The following is a 21,260-nucleotide window of genomic DNA, read 5'->3' on the forward strand; positions in this document are numbered from 1 at the left end:
TATTTTAGATATAATTATACTCGTATTTACTTCTTCTGACTATCTATCTCTTTCAGAAGTTCATCCACAGCCACCTTTAGTTGGGTATCCTCTCCTTTGACTACTGTTTCCGGATTATTGGCAACCTTTACATCCGGTTCCAATTGGGTATTTTCCAAATAACTGCCGTCAGGCAAACGATAACCGACGATAGGAATACCAAAGACCAGTGAAGGATCTTGTAAAGTTTCCCAAGACACACTTGTCATAGTACCCGGAACAGACATACCGACAAGTTTGCCAATCTTTTGATGTTTATATACCCACGGAGTTCCGTGTGCATTCGAGTAGTTGGCCTCACATTGCAACATAATGGAAGGTTTGTTCCAACGACGGCTCGGCATATCACAGGCTTCACGTCCACGCACTACTTGTGTGAAATACTTCTGACCACTGAACAGTATTTCAATATCTTCATGCAGACGGCCACCACCGTTGAAACGGGTATCAATCACAATGCCTTCGCAGTTGTTATATTTTCCCAGAATGTCCGAGTATACAGTACGGAAGCTATCATCTCCCATCGACTGAATATGAACATATCCCAAACGTCCTTTCGACCATTTTTCAACATCTGCCGCACGTTGTTTTACCCAACGTTTGTATAACAATCCATTCAGTTGCCCGTTGGTGACCGGCATCACCACTTCTTCCCAACGCTCTTTATTTTGTGGATTGTAGATTGAAATCAATGTTTTCTTCCCTGCTTTATTATTCAGCAAGCAGGTTATGTCATTATCGAGAGTTATCTCTTCTCTATTAATCTTTTCAATGATGCAACCAGCCTTTACTTTGGTACGTGAATGATCGAACGGACCTTTTTCTATTATTTCAGCAATCTGCATTCCTTTTCCCTGATAATCCCAGTCGAACAAAAGTCCGAGATTAGAAGTGACATCTCCTTTTCCTTTGGGAGAATAACGTCCTCCGGTATGTGAAACATTCAGCTCACCCAACCACTCACTCAATAATTCTGCAAAGTCATAATTGTTATCAATATGAGGCAAGAACTTACGATAAGCATTAGTCATAGCATCCCAGTCAACCCCGTGCATATTGACATTGTAAAAACGTTTTTGATGTTGTTTGTACACATGGTCAAACATCGTTTCACGTTCGGCAGCCAAGTCCATTTTCATTTCAGCCTGATAACTGATGGACTTCAAAGCATCCGACTTGGCATCCATCTTTTGCATAATCCGGCTTCCCAACAAAAAAATATCTCCTTTTTTGTCCAACATCAACGATGCCCAACCGGTATTGAGTTTGTGCAGACGCTTCGTATCTTTTTCACGGAGATTCATTTTCCAAAGGTCATATCCACCTTCGAACGCGGAGAAATAGTAAAGATCTTCCCCGTCTTTTGAAAGTATGGCACTACCCAAGTCGGAAGAATTGGGAGTCAAACGTACGATACGGTCTTCAATGCCGTTCAGCTCGACAAGTATCTCTTTTTGATCTGCCTTATCATCAGCAGACTCATCCTGATTACTGTCTTTGCTGCTATCTACTTTGCTCTTTTCCTTGTCGGCCTTGCTTTTATCAGTCTTTCCCTTGTTAGCATTTCCTTTATCTGCTTTTTCCGCCTTAGACTTCTTTCCGTCTTTCGTCTTCTCATCGTCTTTCTCCTTTGCCTTCTTCTGTTCCTTTTCAAATTCCTTGAGTAATTCGAAATCTTCCTTACTCAAACGGTAACGATCATAAGCATCCTGATTGAGAAACACCAACATCACATCTTGCTGCGATCCCCAGGAAGCGTGCGCACGCATACCATAGCGCTCGGTTTGGAAAAGAATAGCATTCCCATCGAGTACCCAACGCGGAGCACCACTGATATATCCACTATTTGTCAGATTAGTAATTGCACCTCCCTGTGCGCTGACAATGCCTACATCCGAATAAGGATCGTGGCGGTTGCCTATAAATTCAAGAGTGAACCATTTACCGTCAGGCGACCATTCGTAATCGAATCCACCTCCGGTGTTATACCATGTAGAACCATCCGTTACCTGACGTACCTTTTTTGTTTTCAAATTGAGTACCATCAAACGATTACGGTCTTCGATAAAAGCCAATTCTTTACCGTCCGGTGAATATTGCGGATAAGTACGTTCTACCGTTTTAGACGGTAATAATACTTCCTCTTCAATAAGAGTGGCATTAGGGAAATTCGGGTCTTCCTTACGACTTATTTTGGCGGTATAAAGTTGCCAGTTACCGGTTCGCTCGCTGGCATAAACCAGTGTCCGGTTGTCCGGAGCAAAAGAAACGGCAGCTTCTTTTGCCGGAGTATTTGTGATTTGCTTGGTGGTAGCATAATCAGTTGAAGTCACGAACACATCACCACGTACAATAAAAGCAATTTGTTTACCGTCCGGAGATACAGAAGCGGAAGTTGCTCCCTGTGAGAATTTAAGTGTAGCAAGCTGCTGCTCATCATCACGGACCAGTTCTACTTTTACTTTTTCCGGACGTGCACCAGACTTCTGTGTGTATAACTCACCATCATAGGTATAACATAAGGTACCTTTATCGCTGACAGACAAAAAACGTACCGGGTGAGTTTTGAAAGTAGTCACAGCTTTCACTTCCTGTGGGGTATTCAAAGGGAAAGTATACACATTGAAGGAACCTCCATCACGCTCACTTAAAAAATAGACAGCATTACCATCAGGTGTATACACAGGATTACGGTCCTCTCCTCCCCGGTTTGTCAGGTTCGTATGTTTTCCCGTTTGGGTATTATATAACCAGATATCTCTCGTAATGGAAGAAGTATGATGCTTTCTCCATTCATCTTCAAACCCTTTACGATCCTGATAAAGAAAGTTCTTCCCTGTTTTATCAAAACAGACCAGTTCGGCAGGAGTGCCCAGCACTTGCTCGGTACGTCCGCCGGCAACAGGAACTTTATATAATTCCGTCATCGCTCCTGTAGGAAACAGGGCACTGCTTGCCGGATCCTGTATAGAGGCAGAGAAAAAGACATACTTTCCATCCGGAGTAAAAGCCGACGGTATTTCTGATGCAGAATGATAGGTCAGTCGCCGGGCGGCACCTCCGTCAGCAGGCATAATGAATAAGTCAAAATTTCCATTCCGGTCACTGGCAAACGCAATTTGCTTGCCATCGGGCGACCAAACCGGATTGGCTTCATAAGAGGTTTGTGTGGTGAGTTGAACAGCTGTTCCTCCTTGTGCAGGGACTTTATAAATGTCACCCTTGTAACAAAAAACAATTTCTGATCCATCCGGTGAAATACGTGCATCACGCATCCACAAAGGAGTAATTGCATAGCTGGATAATGCTGATAGTACCAGCGCTAAAGAAGTTATTAGTTTCTTCATATCAAATTATTATAAATTTATTCCGATAAATCGGTTTGAATTAGTTTTCCCGTGTAATTATAAAATGTGCTGTCACCAAAGTCTTTGTAAAAGAAGGCATATTTATCCACTCCCGTACAATGACAAACGCCAATCTGTCGGGGAAGATATTCCTGTAAATAATCTGCAATGACCTGATATTTTTGTTTTTCCGCATTATGGATATGAAAACCTCCCAGAAGTAACTTACAAGGAGATTCGGGAAAGGCAGCCTGAACCGTACGCAAAATATTGGTTATTCCCCGATGAGAACAGGCACTTAATACGGAAAATCCTTCCGGTTCCACCAATACCACCGCCAATTCATCCTGAAAAGTATCCGGTATTTTGCATCCATCTTCTTGCTGAACCCAAAAACGTTCAAAATGGGTATCTGCCTGATTTATAATATCAATAGAGGGAAAAAGGAAAACTCCGGGAAGCAGTTCGGTCTGCTTTGTAATAAAGCGGAAACGGGAACGATCGAGGTTTTGTGTATGCATCATCCCGTTCTCACGTTCATCCTTGAATTTAGGAGAAAAAACCTCACGCTTACAGACAACGGTTGCCTGCGTATTCAATTCCAAAAAATAACGTAGTCCGCCCGTATGATCACTATGACCATGAGATAATATCAAATAATCGACTTTTTGCAAGTCAATATGCAACAAGCGGGCGTTACGGATAAACAAGTCGGATGCTCCCGTATCGAAAAGTAACCGATGTCCCGATGTCTCAATATAAAGAGAAAGACCATGCTCTGCCTGCAATTTACGTCCATAGACACAATTCTCCACAAGAGTCGTTATTTTATAGCCCATGATACTTAGTTAGTTATCAAACGAATTATACAAAATAAAAAGTTCTGCCACAAAATTATAATAATTCTGTGGCAGAACAAGCAATCCAGTCAATTAAGTAATCGTAAAAAGGGGAAAAAGGTGAGGGTAGTGAGGGAGGAATTGCAACCTTTTATTTTTATATTTTATTTTTTCCTATCTATATTTTCTCTAAAAAAAAACACGAATGTTAGAAATCCTCCCTCACTACCCTCACCTTTTCCCCTCTTCTTATAAAAAAAGACGGCGGAAAATCTGGAAAACATAACCGTCTTTTCCAGATTTCCCGTCAGGTTTTAAAAGTTAAGTTCAAAACTATATCTCAAATATTCGAACAAATCCATTTATCATATTCTTTATGAATATCTTTAATATGGAAAACAAACAGTTACACCATCTTTCCCATAGTATATGCTTCCTGCATGTAGGGAGTATCTTTAATCTCTCCTACTTTCCATGCACCGATTCCATAGACCGTCCCTTTTTCCAGTGGTCCTTCCAAGCAATCGAGGAAGCCACGGAAGCCGTCGATAGTACGCTCCATCATTGCTTTATCGTTTTCTGCTGCCGCAATAATGAAATAAAAGTCCTTATTGGTTATTTCCGTATAACGTGCGCAACAGCGGTCAATCATTATCTTCATCTGCCCGCACATGGTGTAAAAATAGACCGGGGTTGCCATTACAATCACATCGGCAGCAATCATCTTCTCCACGATTTCCGCTGCATCATCCTTCTGCGGACAAGGTTTACCGTACATACTGCAAACACTGCATCCCGTACAAGGATGAACCGTTTTGTCTTTCAGAAAAATCTTCTCTACTTCATTGCCCGCCTCGATAGCACCTTTCATAAATTCATCACAAAGCAAATCCGAATTACCACCTTTACGTGGACTGGACGAAATTATCAAAACTTTTTTAGCCATAACTTTCTTTTATTACTTTCATCTTTCAGAATTAATCAGTCTTTTCACTCTGCAAAAATAGACAATTTATAACATAGCGAATGTATATAAATTACAGAGAAATATACCCAGATTACAGATTCAAACATAACAAAAGATTTTTTCTACCAATATTTAATTTATATCTTTGTCCACAATACGAACAACATGATACAATGAAAAAAATACAACTGACCGACACACATAAAGAAAAGCTGTTTCAAATCCCCCTTTTCCGGAATTTGCCCTTAAACATTAAAGAATCCCTATTGGAGAAACTAGATTTCGTAGTCTATATAGCAAACAAGAAAGAGATAGTTGTTACGCAGGGAACGCCTTGCAACAAACTGTATGTGTTGTTGGAAGGGAAATTGCGCACGGATATTATCGACGGACTGGGAAATGAAGTGATGATTGAATATATCATTGCGCCACGCACTTTTGCCACTCCACATCTTTTTAGCTCGGACAACACATTGCCGGCTACTTTCACTGCCCTTGAGGACAGTGTGATACTTATGGCAACAAAGGATTCTACCTTTAAAGTTATCAGCCAGGACCCGCAAGTATTGCACAATTTTCTCTGCATTGCAGGCAATTGCAATATCTGTACCGTATCACGTCTGAAACCACTCTCCCGCAAGACTGTCCGGGAAAGATTTATCGTTTATCTGTTCGAGCACAAGAAGAAAGATTCCCTGATAGTGGAGATTACACATACGCAATCCCAACTTGCCGAATACCTGAATGTATCACGTCCCGCCTTATCGAAAGAAATTAATAAGATTATCAAGGAAGGGCTTATCACTATGGAAGGGAAACGGGTGGAAATTTTGAATAAGGCCGCTTTAGAGAAATTCATATAATAAAGAAACAGGGGCAGGGTTGAAACTAAGGAATAATTTGGCTCTTATATCGAAAACAAGTTAAATATATAAATGAGCCGAAGAGAAATAAAACTGTTTTTGCTATATTTGCAATCAGAAAGAAAAGCAAAAAAATATGACAGATGAACAATTAGGGCAAATGAAGCTTATCTTCAATTACAACGATGTATTCTACAGCTTCTTCTATGATGACCTCAGCGGCTGCGTACATCGCTCCCGCGAATATGCCATCAATTACGTCTATTCGGGTGAGATGATTCTCGACAATGGCAATGAGCAAATTCATGTCGGAAAAGGCGAATGCGTCTTCATACCGCGCGACCATCACATTACGATGTACAAGAAGACGAAAGATGGTGAACGCTACTGCGGTATCTTCCTGATGTTCACACGTCGTTTCTTACGTGAAATGTACGGTAAGTTGGAACAACGTAAAGTACCGACCAATACCGCGAAACTCAATTCCGGAGTGATAAAACTTCCGAAAACGGCCGAACTCGCCAGTCTGTTCGCTTCGATGACGCCCTACTTCGATCCGAAGGTGAAACCTGCGGATGACCTGATGCAACTGAAATTGCAGGAAGGTCTGCTCGCATTATTACATATCGACAAAAAGTTCGCGCCGACGCTTTTCGACTTCAATGAACCGTGGAAAATAGATATTCTGGAATTTATGAACGAGAACTACATGTACGAGCTCACGATGGAAGAGATGGCACACTACACGGGACGCAGCCTTGCCACATTCAAACGGGATTTCAAGAAAATCAGCGACCTCACTCCCGAAAAATGGCTTATCCGTAAACGACTCGAAGTAGCTTACGCCCTGATGAAAGAGGGCGGCAAAAAGGTCGTGGATGTTTATGCCGAAGTCGGTTTCAAGAACCCGTCTCACTTCTCAACCGCCTTCAAAAAACAGTACGGTATGCCGCCGACCGCCACATTCGTGTAAATCGGAGCAAAATATATTGAGTTTTTTAATTAAATATCAACTTACAGCTTGTTCCTTACAGTAACCTTACGGTAAGGGCAGCCCTGATAATTTACCGGAAAATATAGAGTATACAATCTTCATAGCAATGTGTATGCTGATGCCATATTGTCCACCGCCAAACTTGATTATCATAAATTCAGAACTACTTTTCCTGCCATTTGCATGGAGCTTTTAAGAAAATAGATAGTTGAGCTTTTGAGTAACTCCTTTTGAGCCCGACAATAATGTGCCGCTTATTTTATAGCCGTACCTTTGCAATATGAAATAGAACAATAACCATTTAAATAATAGAATGATGAGAACAGCGAATTTTAAATCCGCAGCTATCGCAGCCTTGTTAAGTATGGGGTTGCTTACCGGCTGCACGAACGGTATTACAAATCAAAAAACAAGTAATCATATGGACACATTGAATCTTACACAGGAATGGGACAAAAAGTTCCCACAGAGCGACAAGGTTAATCATCGTAAAGTAACCTTCAAAAACCGCTATGGCATCACACTTGCCGCCGACTTGTACGAACCCAAGAATATCGAAAGTAAAGTCCCTGCCATTGCCGTTAGCGGCCCTTTCGGGGCTGTGAAGGAACAGTCATCGGGACTTTATGCGCAGACAATGGCCGAATGCGGATTCCTCACCCTTGCGTTCGACCCCTCTTATACGGGCGAGAGCGGTGGCGAACCCCGTAATGTGGCATCGCCCGACATCAACACCGAAGATTTTAGCGCGGCAGTGGATTTCCTGATTGCACACCCCAATGTAGATGCCAAACGCATCGGTATCATCGGCATCTGCGGATTCGGTGGTATGGGACTGAATGCCGCGGCAATGGACACGCGCATCAAAGCAACAGTAGCTTCTACAATGTACGATATGAGCCGCGTGAATGCCAACGGCTATTTCGATGCCGAGGACAGTGCCGAAGTACGCCGCAACAAACGCGAGGCGATGAATGCTATCCGGACCCGTGATGCACAGAACGGCACGGCCACTCCCGGTACGCCCGGTCTGCCCACTAGCATCAAGGGCGACGAGCCGCAATTCGTCAAAGACTACTTCGATTATTACAAGACTGAACGTGCTTTTCACGCCCGTGCCATCAATTCTAATGGTGCATGGAACCCCACGATGGCTCTTTCGTTCATCAATATGCCATTGTTAACCTATATCCACGAGATTGACAATGCTGTATTGCTCATTCACGGCGAAAATGCCCATTCGCGTTATTTCAGCGAGGATGCCTTCAAACGCCTCAAGGGCAACAACAAGGAGTTACTAATCGTTCCCGGAGCCAACCACACCGACCTTTACGACCGGAAGATTCCGTTTGACAAACTGGAAGCATTTTTCAAGTCAAACCTCAAATAAAATAAAAACATGAGTATATCAACTAAAAATAAGCATAACCACTTGTTGATGTTCATCCTCACACTCGGAGTATTCGGAATATTGAATACTGAAATGGGAGTAGTGGGCATCATCCCTATCATTGCCGAAACCTTCGGTGTTACGGTGCCGGATGCGGGTTGGACGGTCAGCCTCTTTGCGCTGATCATTGCCTTCTCTGCTCCCGTCGTACCGTTACTTTTTTCACGGGTAAACCGTAAAACGGTCATGGTGCTCGCCTTGTCCGTGTTCGTGATTTCCAACCTCGTTTCGGTCTTCACGACGAACTTTACCGTACTGTTGATAACCCGTGCGATTCCGGCATTCTTTCATCCGCTCTATGTATCCATCGCTTTCTCAACCGCAGCCTCTTCCGTTAGTCGGGAGGATGCTCCGAAAGCCGTTTCCAAAATCTTTGCCGGAGTATCGGCAGGAATGGTGCTCGGAGTGCCCGTGACGAGCTACATCGCCAGTGAATTTTCATTCTCTGCAGCAATGGTATTTTTTACCGTTGTCAATGCATTTGTACTGCTCGCCACTATTTTCCTCATACCGTCCATGCCCGTTAAGGAACGGTTATCGTATGGCACACAACTCAGCGTATTGAGAAAGCCCGTATTGTGGAACTCCTTCCTTGCGGCATTACTGATGAATGCAGCCATGTTCGGATTTTACAGCTACTTGTCCGATTACCTGATAACGGTTACAGATGTCTCCTTCAAGGTAATCAGCCTTCTGCTGTTTGTTTACGGCATGGCAAATATCGTCGGAAATATCGCAGCCGGAAAGTTGTTGGCACAACGTCCTTTCGCCACGTTGAAATACGTACCTGCCATCATGGCGATACTTTATCTCGTACTTTACGGACTAGGGAAACTGACCATACCAACGTCAATTGTCATTCTGATATTGGGAATATTCGCAGGTATTGCAAATAACGGGAATCAATTCATGGTATCTACGTCGGCAACCGAAGCACCCGATTTTGCCAACGGATTGTTCCTGACCGCCGCAAATCTCGGAACAGCGTTGGGAGCGGCAATATGTGGCATGTTCATAACTGTATGGGGAACACAATCATCTCCGTTGGGAGCTGTGGCATTCCTGCTTGTCGGAGTGGCAAGCATTATTATCAGGAATAGCTTAATGAGCCGCAATAAACACATAATGGCAGTGACAATATGAAGAAAACAGAACGACCAATAATCACTTTCCCGAATGGACAAACTGTTTGTCCGTTGGGACAAGGCACATGGAAAATGGGACAATCCGCCGCACGGCGGCATGAAGAAATACGGGCATTACAACATGGCATCGAGCTGGGAATGAACCTTGTCGATACTGCCGAGATGTACGACAACGAGGAACTGGTAGGCGAAGCTGTCCGCGACTGTAGAGAGAAAGTGCTTCTCGTGAGCAAAGTTTTACCGAGTAATGCAAGCTATCGTGGAACGAAACTCGCCTGTGAACGAAGTTTGCTGAAGCTCGGAACGGAGTATATCGACCTCTACCTGTTGCACTGGAAAGGACGCCATCCTTATGAAGAAACCGTTCGGGCGATGACCGAATTGCAACAAGAGGGAAAAATCCGTTTATGGGGTGTCAGTAATATGGACACAGCCGACATGGAACGTATTGTTTCACTGTCCGGTGGAAGCGGCTGCGCCACCGATCAGGTACTCTACAACCTCGGCGACCGGGGCATAGAGTTCGACCTCATGCCGTGGTGCGCTGCCCGTAGAATGCCGCTTATGGCTTATTCGCCCATCGGAGAAGGACGACTTCTGCACCACCATACATTGGTGGAAATCGCCCGGCGACACGATGTATCGCCTGCACAAATCGCATTGTCGTGGACGATGCGTCAGCCCGGTATCATTGCCATACCCAAAGCCGGTAATGTAACCCATGTGGAAGATAATTTCCGAAGCCTTTCCATTCATCTGACAGAGGAAGATTTGCATGATTTGGATACCGCGTTTCCCGCACCGGCACGGAAAATACCATTGGCAGGTTGGTAATAACATGAAATGCTATAAATTATGAACTATAATAAGAAAAATGAATAAAGTCATAGATAGTATGCTGGCACATCGTTCCATCCGTTCATACACCGACAGAACGGTAAGTGATGAAGATTTAAACTCCATCATCCGTGCCGTACAAGCCGCACCGAACTGGGTAAACCTGCAACTCGTTTCCATAATTGCAGTAAAGAATACCGACCATAGAAGACGTTTAGCCGAATTATGCGGAAATCAGGTACACATTGCCGAAGCTCCCGTATTCCTCGTGTTCTGTACTGATTACCATAGGGTGGCTCTTGCCTGCCATAAGAAAGAGCAAACGCTCGATGAAGTAATGCAGGACATTGACACATTGCTCGTGGGAGCTCATGAAGTCGGTATCGCTCTCGAAGCGGCTGTCGTGGCTGCCGAATCATTGGGATTGGGAACAGTCCCTATTGGAGATGTACGTAAAAATGCGCTGGAAATTGTCCATGAATTGCAACTTCCGGAATATGTCTTTCCTATGTTGGGATTATGTATCGGCTACCCCGCAGAAGAACCGGGATTAAAGCCTCGTTTTCCACAACAGGCTGTCTTTTTCGAAGAGACATATAAGACTGATTTAAAAGATAAACTCGCTGAATATGACGTTATCTACGCCCATTATCTTAAAGAACGTCCATGGAATAATCGTGTAGGCAACTGGACAGACCTGGCAGCTGATTTCTACCGACATCCGTTTCATTACAAAGGAGTTGCGGATGCCTTAAGTCAACAGGGATTTACCTCGGCTAAAAGCAGATATTCGGTATAGAGATCAAAGTCCTAAAATCCCGGTCAACATAAGTCAACCGGGATTCTCATCATTCTGTTTATTTCTCTACCATTTAGTGAAAAATACTTTCGGATTGATATTCAACGATACCCATCCCCAATCCTGCCAGCTTTTATGATTGCCGGTTTTCACAGCGTCCATCGTCTTCGTACCACGCATAAAAGAATATCCGGCAGAGAGTTTCACATCTTTCATGATCGACCAGTTTATCTGATAATCGACTTCCGAACCTAAATATTTCTTCAAGTCCTGAACCTTTACAGCTGTACTAAAATAATGGTAATTAAGTTCCATATCTACCTTGCCAGATAGACGGAAACGACCTCCGATACGAGCATCCATCAATCCCGGTGCATAACCGTTTGCAAATGTAGAAGCATAAAAATAATCCATTGCTCCATAGAATTTATGATGGGTCCCATAAAGAGGATCAAAAGCCTTATACTTACCGCCATTTCCTTTATCACCGCTTAAATAATCAAAACTAGCCACGGCTCCCCATGTCTGATTAAACGTATAGGCGGCTTGTATGCTACCCATCAAAGCTGAAACTTTCTCCGCAGCTTTATTCTTACCCATCTGATAGTAGAAAGCACCATCCAGATTCCAGTTACTATTCTTATAAGTGAGGTAAGTACCCATTGTTTGTAAATAGCGGGTATGAGAATCATCCGTGGCTTTATCACCCGTTTCCAATCCCAGATTCATAAACAACAAAGAAGCTCCGAACGGAACATTATCCGCTTTATAATGATACCAGACGGTTTGCATATTCTTATAAGGCTGTCCGGTAGAAGAATCATAGTAAGTACCTCCACTTGTTCTATTGTCATTATTCTGGTTAAAAGCAAGAATCAGATGGACTTCATTATTTTTGTTGGCATATCCCAGCTTCAATGCATCGTGGTAACGGCCCGCTACATTCCAATCCAGTCCTCCCAAAATACGTTCATCATCATAAATCAATGACTGACGTCCCAGTTGAGCAAAGAACCCTTCACCAAAGTTCAGTTTCGCCCAAGCCTCATTCAACATAAAACGCCCATTCTTCTCAATCTGCGGGTCTTGTCCCCAAACACCGACATGCTGTGCCGACATCTTTAGTTCCAGATCCGAACGTTTATAATCCATCGAGAGGCGTGCACGGTTATTGATGAAAGATGTAGGAGCTACCCCTTCATCCCGTGGAGTCAATGCACCATTCCGATACTCCGCACGAGGTCTGATTTGCATAGACATCGTAAATTCATTCTCTTTCTCCGTGTTTTGTGTATATGCCATGCTTGGCAATAGCATAAGCAAGAATGACCAATAAAGTGTTTTCATTGATATTGAAGTTTAAGTGATTCGATATTTCAATTTAAATTATAAGTATGCACACTGACTCCTTGCGCGGCCGGAAGGTAATTGATTCCATACCAGCACATTTGCAACAGGACAAATGATACTAACAGAATAATCAACGCAGGACGTGCCTTCAATGGCTTGCCCAATCTGAAATGGATATACACCAGATAAGCGAACCAGGTAGCTGCCGCCCAAGTCTCTTTCGGGTCCCAAGCCCAGTAATGTCCCCAGGCTTCTTTTGCCCAGATAGCTCCAGTAAGCATACCTAATGTCATAAATGCCAGACCTACATAGGTGAGGTTGTCACACAAATCCATTTCTTTCCGTTCAATCTCCTTCTTTTTGAACCAAAGCAGATAGACGGCCATCACCGTCGCCGCTCCCAACATAGCATAAGCAAACATATACACAATGACATGAGGGGCAAACCACGGGCTTTGCAAAGCAGGCATCAACGTCTTATTATGAATCTCCGGTTTGAAGATATTGATACAAATAAAGACCAATGAAAGGATGCAACTGAAACTTAAAATCCATTTATACTTCCAGCGTGCATAGGTTATCAATCCCGCCAACGGAAGGAAGAAAGAATACCACAGCCGTGTCTCTCCCATTGTCCGCATCGGAGGACGTTCTAATGAAATCCACATTCCGATAATGAAACTGAAGAAAATAGCCAGACCTAAGAAAGTAAATCCATAAGCCCATCCCGTTTTTGTACCTTTCCAGGCAGCAAAAGCTCCCAAAGCCCAACAAACCAGTGCGGCTATTGCAAATAGTATAAAGTATTCCCAACTCATGCTTTGTCCTCCTCTTTCCTCTTTTGTGCGCTGACAAACAGACAGATGGCTCCTGCCATCATCATTATTATTCCTGTGTAAACAACCGGCAACCACGGATCGCGAACCAACTCGAAGACACTGACATCGCTCCATCGTCCCTTTGTTTCATCGTAACTAAGTTGATAAATTTTCCAACCTTCTATCTCCATCGGGCGGTTCACTTCAATGGTTCCTCCCGTGATCGTTCCTTCTTGTGTGTAAATCTTCACTTCCGATGCAAATCGCTGCGGTTCCCGTTCCGGCATTACAATACTGGTTAAAGAATCCAGCCGGATTGCCTTATAGGGAAAAAGAAAACTACCGCAACTTACCCATCCCTCTTTGGTTGTTTGATTCTTCTGATTGACTGCTTTCAGATAGACAGCATAAGTCGCTCCCATCGAATGAAATTCAGTAAACTTCAAAGTATCTTCGGTAGCCACAGAAGCAGCCATCGGAATAGATTGCTCAATAGTTAGCTGCCAGTCCTGCAAGCTGCCATTTGTCACTCCCTCTTCCAACAATACATGTACAGGAGATTTTTCGGGAAGCGTACGGCCGGTTTCATTATCAATCAACATCAGTTTCGGAGGATATTCGTCGATAGTGAAATCCTTCAGTTCGATAGCCAGCGGAAGTTCAATCAGTTGACCTTTATCATCCGTAGCCCGCCATTCGGCACTTCCCATCCGGGTTGTCATTTTCAACCTTTGCATATCGGCATTTCCCAAAGTGGCTGTTATCAGTGCAATAAACAATCCGATATGATTCAGTAGGAAAGAAATCCTGCTGATCTTCAAAGAGAAACCGGTGCGAAGGATTGTCAGCCCCAAGGCGGTGACCATCCAAAAGTAGAGCAGGACAAAAGGCCAGGAAGAAATCATCTGCGAAAATCCCAGCAGATCAGCCGGAGCATGACCGGAAGGAGCCTGCCGGATCAGTCCCATCACTACCGTCATGCCGACCACCCACAATAGAGACGAGACAGCAGCGGAATAATGACTCAACCATCCGAATAAATAGACACGTTTGCGAAGAAGGTGCATGGCTACCAAAGCAATGATATAAACCACTAACACAATCACATTGACCGGACAGGCAAACAGGTCCCAATGTATGGCTCCCACTGTCATTTGCAGCAATAGCCCTATCACCAGTAATCCTGCGCCAATCACCAGCCCTTCTTTATAACTCCATGGTTTGCTCCACATATATAAATTCTCTTATTTCTGTGCCAGACGGCCGTTTTCTTTCGCTTTCTCCAACCATGCCGGAACAGTTGTTTTCAGGAATTTCTCCTTAGCCGCTCTTTCAGCATCCATATCCAAGCCGATATATTCCTGTGCTTTTGCCTTTGTTGAAATGTCCGGCATCGGAACATCTCCCGTATATCCATTCTTTGCCAATACTTTAGATACAGCCAGACGGGCTTGCATGGCACGATCCAATCCATGAGAAAGAATTCTCTGAATTTCCTGCGGTGCATGGAATGAACCTCCGTGTGAAGCTACTCCGAAGTCCCAACGCCATTGTGCCTGACGAATCAGTGCGAGCACATCTTTCATCTGTGTTTCTGTAGCACCCTTGTCCCAGGCAAATTTAGCTTCGATATGTGCTTTTGCCAATTCCTGTTCCAGACGGTTACGGATTTCATTCGCTTTACGTTGGCGTTCGTACACATTATTACGTAAAGTCTCTTCACTTTCGCGGTGACAAACCTGACAGGTGCGGTCAATCATAGCCAACGGGCTTTGGATATGGTGATCGCTGAATTTCACACCACCTTCACTCTTATACGGCATGTGGCAATCGGCACAAGAGACACCTCTCTGTCCGTGGATACCCATCTGACAAATCTCATAGTCAGGATGCTGTGCTTTCAGAATCGGAGTACGGCTCAATTTATGAATATAATCATAAAAACCGGCCTCATCATAATAAGCCTCCATATCTTCTACCGTAAAACCTTTGTCCCAGGGGAAAGTCAGATACTTACCATCCCCTTTGAAATAGTATTCCACATGACATTGTGCACATACCAATGAACGCATCTCCTGCGGAGTAGCTTTAGTGATGTCTTTACCCTGACGTTGGAAAGCCTCTATCAAAGCGGGACGACTGATATGAAGATTCATTGTTTCGGGATCATGACAATCGGAGCATCCGATAGGATTCACAATTTCGGCGCCCATAGCCCCCCATTTATTGTTATAGAAAGAATCGACACCCAATGCCTCCATCATACGGGGAACATCCGGACTCTTACAAGTCCAGCAGGTAGACGGTTGAGGACCTTCGGTCGGGCTCATGGGCGAACCGGTACGCAAAGATGCCGTAATATCCTCAATGGCATGCATGTGTCCCCGTGGAGTGGAATAATCTTTTGAGAAAGCATATCCCGCCCATAGAATCACCATTTCAGGACGTTTTTCCAAAGCATCTACAGCAATATTTCCATTAAATTCACTCTCAAAGTCAGTCTTTGCAGTCTCCGTCCAAGTCTGGTATTCACGGGGAAAGTCATCCTTAAACAGTTCATTTCGTGCTTCAATCCCTTTGATAACGTTTTTACGGTTATTGAAAATGCTGGCAACTTCCGCCCTCCGTTCCATCAACGCAGAAACGCATAATCCCAAAACAAATACAACGACCATTGAACCTCCGAACAACAGCCATCCTTGCCATGATTTTAATTTCTTTTCCATTGTATATCGGTTTTATTATTTTATTACGTATTTCATTTCTTATTTATCTTTCTGATTCACCATCTTCCGGAGCCATTCGGGAACAGGCGATTCCGGAAGAGGAACAATCGCTCCCGGAGTACCGGACAGGGAATTCTTTCCACCATGAGGAACATCACGATGGCAATCCCAGCAAGCCTTCCCCTCTCCTACCTGTGACATCATATAATCAATCTTCCCCGTCTTCACAAATTCCGTATTGAGTTGTGTATGACAGCGGATGCAATTATTCATAATCACTTCGGAACTGGCTTTATGAGCCTGAATGACCTGCGGCTCGCTTTTGGTAAGAAATGCAGCCACGTGTTTCATACCGTCCATACCTTTAAAGGTCCATTTCTTCACAGCATTTTCATGCGGCACATGACAATCATTGCAAGTGGCATTCCGGGCATGTGAACTATGGAACCAGGTTGCATAGTAAGGAGTCATAATGTGACAATTCACGCATGCAGCCGGGTCATCTCCAAGATAGGTATGCGCCCGGAGCATATACATAAACAGTGCTCCTCCACCCACAATAACACCGCCAATGATGACAGCCGCTACCTTCCATTTATAAGAAGGAAAGAGTCGATTTATTATTGGAAACTTCATCATACGAAAAAGTATTTTTCACAAAAGTAAAGGATTGGAAACAAAAAAGGTGTAATAGATATTACACCTTTCGAAAGAAAAAATACTCATTACGTAAAAAAACAGAATGGGAATGTGTCAAACGTCCCTTTTTGACCTCACCTCATTCTTTCTCTATGTATTGTCTTATTCATCATGGTGATGGTCTTCGTCTTCCACCTCATTACTTAATTTGATATTGCGTGCAATATAAGATTCGTTACCTGCGGCATCCGTGCAATAAACCATCAAATGATAATCTCCTGCAGTAGCATTGGCCGGTATTACAATATCGTGATGATGAATATGGGCGGTTTTCTGTCCAGACACATCGTAGGATCTGTTGAAACTAAAATCTACTGTTTCCTGTGCAGCCCTGCTATTACCTCCGTGTGAATGGTGGTCGAAATTACTATGAATTTCAATCTTATAGGATTTCAGCATGACATCATCCGACAAATCCATTTCAAAATGAACCCCATGTTCGTTTCCTATCTCCAAAGCCTGACCTTCTTCCGGTTCGTGAAGTTCAATCAGAGGTTTGGTCGTATCGCTGGAGTCATCATTATCACAAGAGGAAAACATGAAAGTAACTGTTGCCAAAAGGCTAATCATTGGGAGATAAAATTTATTTTTCATTTCAGTAATTTTTTAAATGGAACTTTGATTAATATCTGGAAGTTACGTCCCGGTTCGGGGATTTCAACTTTCCTGTAAAAACTAAGATGATTGTAATATCGGGTATCGAATATATTCCGGGCGGTCAGGGTTATTTCAATCTCATTGTTTCCACCTATCGGAATATTCAATGAACCACCCAGATGAAAGAGATTTGCTCCGGCTGTACGGTCTTCGTTACGGTCCACTCTATTTTGCCGGGCAATGCTCTGCCATTCTGCATACAACATATACCGATTCTTTTGCCAGGTTAATGTATTGCGCATAACAGGAGGTGGCGAGAAACTCAATGGAATATGTTCATCACAATTATAGGTGTAAACGTATTCAGCGGAAATCCGATAATTGAAGTTGCGCAGAAAATCAACATCTACGGTAGCTTCAGTTCCTGCAAATAGCGCTTCTGCTCCGGTATAGCGATAGATTTGTCCGGCATGAGGCAATACAGACCACTCTCCGGTAGGACGCAGAAAGATGTAATTGCTGAACCAACTGACAAATGGAGAGACGGAGAAAGAAATTCTCCGGTACTTCAGATGATAAGAAGCGTCCAGTTGCCAGCCTTGTTCGGACTTTAGGTTTGCATCTCCCTGTTCATGGCGGAAAGTGCCGTGATGTACACCGTTGGCAGCCAACTCATTCGCACCGGGCAGGCGGAAACTACGCCCGATATTCACCTTTACCAGATGTTTGTCGGAGGGAGTCCATACCAATCCCAGAGAAAGAGAATAATCACCGTAGTGCTTATTCACAGAGTGACTGTTCCACTTGTAGAAGTCTATCTGTTCCAGATCATAGCCCTGTTTCCGAAGATAATCGGCAAGGTAAGTATCTTCATGCGAAGAGATATTCATATATCCGTAGTCATATCGCACTCCTCCGCTGACTGAAAACACATTGTTGGGTCTGTATGTCGTAAGCCAAAGCATTCCGGTAGTGGAACGGCGATATTCAGGCAGTAAAAACGAATAGCCGGAAATGTCGTTCCGTTGATGTTGTCCATCCCACCCCAATGTATGTTCCCACGAAGAAGAACCAATAAAACGAGCTTTCACCGAAGCACTGAAAGTGTTCAGATTAAAAGCAAGTTCCTTGTCGGGGTCTTTCTCCGGTGCGGGTTGCGAACCATAGTGAGTATGGAAAGCACTCCACTCTTCACGGTGATTGTTCTGGAAACCTAAATCGCCTGACAAGATCAGTTTCTCCCATGCATATTGCTGGTGGGTGGTCACTTTCAGGTGATTCACTTTACTGAATGGCAATTCAATATTACGGCTGTCTCCATCATCTTCCACACGTGACGCATCGGGTATGCCATGTGCCCCCGGAAAGAATCCCGTCTTTTGATATACATTACTCACAGCATAATTCGCTTTATAGGCTCTTCGTTGATATTGGGTAAAAAGTCCGATATTGCGTTCAATGCCTGCTGTATTCTTGAGTTTACGCCCATATATGGGAATTCTTTGTGTCAGGTAGACAATAGAATCCGTCGGAATACGATAGTCACCGAAATGTTGTTCCGAATAACGAATATGGGAGTACCAGGCATTCTTCCTGATTCCCAGCATCAGTGATCCTCCGATGGTTCCATTGACTGATTTACCCAGCAGTGTGACATCTCCGAATACACGATTATCAGCAGGAACAGCCGACGGAACAACATCAATCACTCCTCCCATTGCATCACTGCCATAGAGCAGTGAAGAGGGTCCTTTCAATACATTGACTGCTCCGATATTGAAAGCATCCAGTTCTAGTCCGTGATCGGCTCCCCATTGTTGTCCTTCCTGTTTGATTCCGTTTTCCAATACAGCAATCCGGTTGAATCCCATTCCGCGAATCATCGGTTTGGAGAAGCCCGAACCAATATCCATTGCCTGTACTCCGGGAATATTCTCCATCGCCTGCATGAAGTTTCCTGTAAAATGTTTGCGCAAAAAATCCTGATCGGCTACATCAACCGTAAGGGCAGACTTTTTCGCTTGACGTTGCTGGTACGTTTCGGTTACCACAACATCAGGCAAAAGCATGCTCTTGATTGAATCGGATTTCTGTGCATGGACGGATAAGGTTACAAATAGCCCTATTACGCCCGAAATAATTCCGATACGCATCAATTACAATCTTTTATTTAATGTGTAAAATGAATGTAAGGATAGATTGAAAGCCAATCTATCTCCATTGAAAATATGAGTATGTAATCATGCGACCGGAGGCCCGCGTAAATGATGCGAATAAGTTCGTTTGCAAACAACCTTATTCTGGTAAATAATCGGCTCGTAGGGCACGAGCGTCAGTGTGCAATGAAATTCTATCGGTTGAGGTTCAGTAAAGAAAGAAAGGGAGTATTGGCAGATCGCACAATCATCAGATGATTGGTGAGAATGCTTTGCATGGGAACACGACTTTTCATCCTCACTTCCATGATAGTGAAAGGTCTTCACTACAAAGAAGGGAATGAATGTCATGAATAACATCCATGCTATATATACCCTTATATTTTTCTTTTGATACATTCTCCCTCTATTGATTAATAGAATAGCGGGACAAATATAACAGTATGAAAAATAATCAGCAAATTATACATCTTAATATGTGTTACCGTGAATGACAAAAAACACAAAGCTGTCAGTAACAGCACGAGGATTTTTTAGTTGATTATCATTCTTCCTGTTGCCAGACATAAAACACGGTTCTTCCAGCTCCACGTTTACGAAGAATCCCTTTCTCAATGAAAGTATTCAAATCATCTATTGCTTTCAGCCGGGAAAGTCCGGTCAGGCTACTATATTCCAATCGGGTAATACCACCATTTTTCCTTAGAAATTCCTGTAAAAGCTGTTGGCGTTGCTCCATAGAAAATTCCACTTTTTGAGAAGAGTGTTTGGATTTGTCCACACGTTCCAACTCTATTTCACGCTTAATCTTCCTTTTGAACTCTTTGGAAGTGCGCAAATGCACGTTATCAAAACAGATTGATTCGGCACGAATCTCACGTTTAGTCATTACTTTATGCGTACATTTCAAAGAGATGCTAAAATGCCCGAGTTCGCCAAGTTCTACAACATATCCTTCTGATAAAGCTTCGGCAAGTTCATCGATCACAATTCCTACCACTGCATCTATCACATTATAATTAAATGTTTGGGAAGAGTGGGACACACGTTCCAGAAACTCTTTTTTCGAGTAGGTTCCGCTTGGGACAATGCGGGCATGAAGCGGTTGTTGTTCTCCTGTATTCTGAACGTCCGGTGTCTCATATAAATCATACTTTGCACTCATAAGTATCTTCGTTTTATTAGGTTCATGTATTTATACTCCTTTTGACTAACATTTAATCTCTTCAATACGAGAAGTTAGTCCTAACTATACATCAGGGCAGACGCATTAAAAATTATTTTCCTGTAAAAGTTGTGACAAATATTTTTCATCCCATCCGGCTTTTAGTCTTTTCAGATTCATGCTTCCTTTTGTTGTTTTTTCATTCTTTAGTATGGTAAGTGCCATCTTTGTTGCCACCGAAAAGTTTCTGGCTGCATTTTTCACCTTTTTACTGTAGTCTTCTCGAAAGGTAACATCCAGTTGCCAATGAAGATTATTTTCAATAGACCAATGCTGCCTGATGGCAGATGCAATCTCCTCCGGTTTGGTATTATCAAGTGAAGTTACATAGTATCTGACCTCTTGAGTATATTCTCCTGTTGCTACTATTGTTCTCTCCGACTTTATCCCTACAATAGACTTCAACCCC

19 protein-coding genes are annotated in these 21,260 nt (G+C 43.3%); 6 read left to right on the forward strand and 13 right to left on the reverse strand.

All coding sequences use genetic code 11. From position 1 onward, the window contains the following. Positions 1 to 26: 26 nt before the first annotated feature. The 3 genes from HMPREF9010_RS13935 to HMPREF9010_RS13925 form a co-directional block, all read right to left on the reverse strand. Positions 27 to 3,386: a S41 family peptidase gene (locus tag HMPREF9010_RS13935; RefSeq protein WP_008648622.1), complete on the reverse strand. Its 3,360-nt coding sequence runs from the start codon at positions 3,384 to 3,386 to the stop codon at positions 27 to 29. 17 nt (positions 3,387 to 3,403) lie between these two features. Beyond that, complete coding sequence (locus tag HMPREF9010_RS13930) at positions 3,404 to 4,225, reverse strand: MBL fold metallo-hydrolase (RefSeq protein WP_004304054.1); 822 nt, start codon at positions 4,223 to 4,225, stop codon at positions 3,404 to 3,406. A gap of 406 nt (positions 4,226 to 4,631) precedes the next feature. Further along, entirely contained in the window at positions 4,632 to 5,171 is a 540-nt protein-coding gene (locus HMPREF9010_RS13925) for a flavodoxin family protein (RefSeq protein WP_008648623.1), read from the reverse strand. A 194-nt stretch (positions 5,172 to 5,365) separates the two neighbouring features. On the opposite strand from HMPREF9010_RS13925, the gene HMPREF9010_RS13920 reads away from it, so the two are divergent. The 6 genes from HMPREF9010_RS13920 (at position 5,366) to HMPREF9010_RS13895 (ending at position 11,280) form a co-directional block, all read left to right on the forward strand. After that, the gene (locus tag HMPREF9010_RS13920) at positions 5,366 to 6,055 is read left to right on the forward strand and encodes a Crp/Fnr family transcriptional regulator (protein ID WP_004304055.1); all 690 of its coding nucleotides are present in this window, start codon (positions 5,366 to 5,368) and stop codon (positions 6,053 to 6,055) included. A gap of 136 nt (positions 6,056 to 6,191) precedes the next feature. Further along, positions 6,192 to 7,028: an AraC family transcriptional regulator gene (locus HMPREF9010_RS13915; protein ID WP_004304056.1), complete on the forward strand. Its 837-nt coding sequence runs from the start codon at positions 6,192 to 6,194 to the stop codon at positions 7,026 to 7,028. Positions 7,029 to 7,365: 337 nt separating this feature from the next. After that, positions 7,366 to 8,439, forward strand: coding sequence for an alpha/beta hydrolase (locus HMPREF9010_RS13910; RefSeq protein WP_032852645.1), 1,074 nt, complete (start codon positions 7,366 to 7,368; stop codon positions 8,437 to 8,439). A gap of 9 nt (positions 8,440 to 8,448) precedes the next feature. After that, positions 8,449 to 9,642: an MFS transporter gene (locus HMPREF9010_RS13905; RefSeq protein WP_004297086.1), complete on the forward strand. Its 1,194-nt coding sequence runs from the start codon at positions 8,449 to 8,451 to the stop codon at positions 9,640 to 9,642. Further along, positions 9,639 to 10,478: an aldo/keto reductase gene (locus HMPREF9010_RS13900; protein WP_004309718.1), complete on the forward strand. Its 840-nt coding sequence runs from the start codon at positions 9,639 to 9,641 to the stop codon at positions 10,476 to 10,478. The genes HMPREF9010_RS13905 and HMPREF9010_RS13900 overlap by 4 nt, the downstream gene beginning before the upstream one ends. A gap of 40 nt (positions 10,479 to 10,518) precedes the next feature. After that, positions 10,519 to 11,280, forward strand: coding sequence for an NADPH-dependent oxidoreductase (locus tag HMPREF9010_RS13895; RefSeq protein WP_004297088.1), 762 nt, complete (start codon positions 10,519 to 10,521; stop codon positions 11,278 to 11,280). A gap of 66 nt (positions 11,281 to 11,346) precedes the next feature. On the opposite strand, the gene HMPREF9010_RS13890 is transcribed toward HMPREF9010_RS13895, so the two are convergent. The 10 genes from HMPREF9010_RS13890 to HMPREF9010_RS13845 form a co-directional block, all read right to left on the reverse strand. Further along, a complete protein-coding gene (locus tag HMPREF9010_RS13890) occupies positions 11,347 to 12,627 on the reverse strand; it encodes an alginate export family protein (RefSeq protein WP_008648626.1) in 1,281 nt (426 codons plus the stop codon). A 29-nt stretch (positions 12,628 to 12,656) separates the two neighbouring features. Further along, positions 12,657 to 13,448, reverse strand: coding sequence for a cytochrome c biogenesis protein (locus HMPREF9010_RS13885; protein ID WP_004297090.1), 792 nt, complete (start codon positions 13,446 to 13,448; stop codon positions 12,657 to 12,659). Further along, complete coding sequence (locus tag HMPREF9010_RS13880; RefSeq protein WP_008648627.1) at positions 13,445 to 14,680, reverse strand: cytochrome c biogenesis protein ResB; 1,236 nt, start codon at positions 14,678 to 14,680, stop codon at positions 13,445 to 13,447. The genes HMPREF9010_RS13885 and HMPREF9010_RS13880 overlap by 4 nt, the downstream gene beginning before the upstream one ends. Before the next feature lie 12 nt (positions 14,681 to 14,692). Beyond that, positions 14,693 to 16,174: an ammonia-forming cytochrome c nitrite reductase gene (gene nrfA / locus HMPREF9010_RS13875; RefSeq protein ID WP_004304071.1), complete on the reverse strand. Its 1,482-nt coding sequence runs from the start codon at positions 16,172 to 16,174 to the stop codon at positions 14,693 to 14,695. A 39-nt stretch (positions 16,175 to 16,213) separates the two neighbouring features. Then, complete coding sequence (gene nrfH, locus HMPREF9010_RS13870) at positions 16,214 to 16,813, reverse strand: cytochrome c nitrite reductase small subunit (RefSeq protein WP_004309722.1); 600 nt, start codon at positions 16,811 to 16,813, stop codon at positions 16,214 to 16,216. Positions 16,814 to 16,975: 162 nt separating this feature from the next. Next, positions 16,976 to 17,467, reverse strand: coding sequence for a DUF4625 domain-containing protein (locus HMPREF9010_RS13865; protein WP_004309723.1), 492 nt, complete (start codon positions 17,465 to 17,467; stop codon positions 16,976 to 16,978). After that, positions 17,464 to 19,623, reverse strand: a complete 2,160-nt coding sequence (locus HMPREF9010_RS13860; RefSeq protein WP_008648629.1) for a TonB-dependent receptor — start codon at positions 19,621 to 19,623, stop codon at positions 17,464 to 17,466. The genes HMPREF9010_RS13865 and HMPREF9010_RS13860 overlap by 4 nt, the downstream gene beginning before the upstream one ends. Positions 19,624 to 19,710: 87 nt before the next feature. Next, a complete protein-coding gene (locus HMPREF9010_RS26760) occupies positions 19,711 to 20,025 on the reverse strand; it encodes a hypothetical protein (RefSeq protein ID WP_008648630.1) in 315 nt (104 codons plus the stop codon). 145 nt (positions 20,026 to 20,170) lie between these two features. Further along, on the reverse strand, positions 20,171 to 20,791 hold the full coding sequence (locus tag HMPREF9010_RS13850) for a DNA-binding protein (protein WP_008648634.1): 621 nt from the start codon (positions 20,789 to 20,791) through the stop codon (positions 20,171 to 20,173). Between the two features lie 105 nt (positions 20,792 to 20,896). Then, a partial coding sequence (locus HMPREF9010_RS13845; RefSeq protein WP_157453729.1) for an ISAs1 family transposase occupies positions 20,897 to 21,260 on the reverse strand: 364 nt, incomplete at its 5' end.

This window comes from Bacteroides sp. 3_1_23, assembly GCF_000162555.1.
Classification (GTDB): Bacteria; Bacteroidota; Bacteroidia; order Bacteroidales; family Bacteroidaceae; genus Bacteroides; species Bacteroides ovatus.

What these genes read in the sequence shown, in the direction of transcription:
- HMPREF9010_RS13935 (WP_008648622.1), bottom strand. Translation starts at nt 3,386, where the DNA reads ATGAAGAAACTAATAACTTCTTTAGCGCTGGTACTATCAGCATTATCC.
- HMPREF9010_RS13930 (WP_004304054.1), bottom strand. Translation starts at nt 4,225, where the DNA reads ATGGGCTATAAAATAACGACTCTTGTGGAGAATTGTGTCTATGGACGT.
- HMPREF9010_RS13925 (WP_008648623.1), bottom strand. Translation starts at nt 5,171, where the DNA reads ATGGCTAAAAAAGTTTTGATAATTTCGTCCAGTCCACGTAAAGGTGGT.
- HMPREF9010_RS13920 (WP_004304055.1), top strand. Translation starts at nt 5,366, where the DNA reads ATGAAAAAAATACAACTGACCGACACACATAAAGAAAAGCTGTTTCAA.
- HMPREF9010_RS13915 (WP_004304056.1), top strand. Translation starts at nt 6,192, where the DNA reads ATGACAGATGAACAATTAGGGCAAATGAAGCTTATCTTCAATTACAAC.
- HMPREF9010_RS13910 (WP_032852645.1), top strand. Translation starts at nt 7,366, where the DNA reads ATGAGAACAGCGAATTTTAAATCCGCAGCTATCGCAGCCTTGTTAAGT.
- HMPREF9010_RS13905 (WP_004297086.1), top strand. Translation starts at nt 8,449, where the DNA reads ATGAGTATATCAACTAAAAATAAGCATAACCACTTGTTGATGTTCATC.
- HMPREF9010_RS13900 (WP_004309718.1), top strand. Translation starts at nt 9,639, where the DNA reads ATGAAGAAAACAGAACGACCAATAATCACTTTCCCGAATGGACAAACT.
- HMPREF9010_RS13895 (WP_004297088.1), top strand. Translation starts at nt 10,519, where the DNA reads ATGAATAAAGTCATAGATAGTATGCTGGCACATCGTTCCATCCGTTCA.
- HMPREF9010_RS13890 (WP_008648626.1), bottom strand. Translation starts at nt 12,627, where the DNA reads ATGAAAACACTTTATTGGTCATTCTTGCTTATGCTATTGCCAAGCATG.
- HMPREF9010_RS13885 (WP_004297090.1), bottom strand. Translation starts at nt 13,448, where the DNA reads ATGAGTTGGGAATACTTTATACTATTTGCAATAGCCGCACTGGTTTGT.
- HMPREF9010_RS13880 (WP_008648627.1), bottom strand. Translation starts at nt 14,680, where the DNA reads ATGTGGAGCAAACCATGGAGTTATAAAGAAGGGCTGGTGATTGGCGCA.
- nrfA (WP_004304071.1), bottom strand. Translation starts at nt 16,174, where the DNA reads ATGGAAAAGAAATTAAAATCATGGCAAGGATGGCTGTTGTTCGGAGGT.
- nrfH (WP_004309722.1), bottom strand. Translation starts at nt 16,813, where the DNA reads ATGATGAAGTTTCCAATAATAAATCGACTCTTTCCTTCTTATAAATGG.
- HMPREF9010_RS13865 (WP_004309723.1), bottom strand. Translation starts at nt 17,467, where the DNA reads ATGAAAAATAAATTTTATCTCCCAATGATTAGCCTTTTGGCAACAGTT.
- HMPREF9010_RS13860 (WP_008648629.1), bottom strand. Translation starts at nt 19,623, where the DNA reads ATGCGTATCGGAATTATTTCGGGCGTAATAGGGCTATTTGTAACCTTA.
- HMPREF9010_RS26760 (WP_008648630.1), bottom strand. Translation starts at nt 20,025, where the DNA reads ATGTATCAAAAGAAAAATATAAGGGTATATATAGCATGGATGTTATTC.
- HMPREF9010_RS13850 (WP_008648634.1), bottom strand. Translation starts at nt 20,791, where the DNA reads ATGAGTGCAAAGTATGATTTATATGAGACACCGGACGTTCAGAATACA.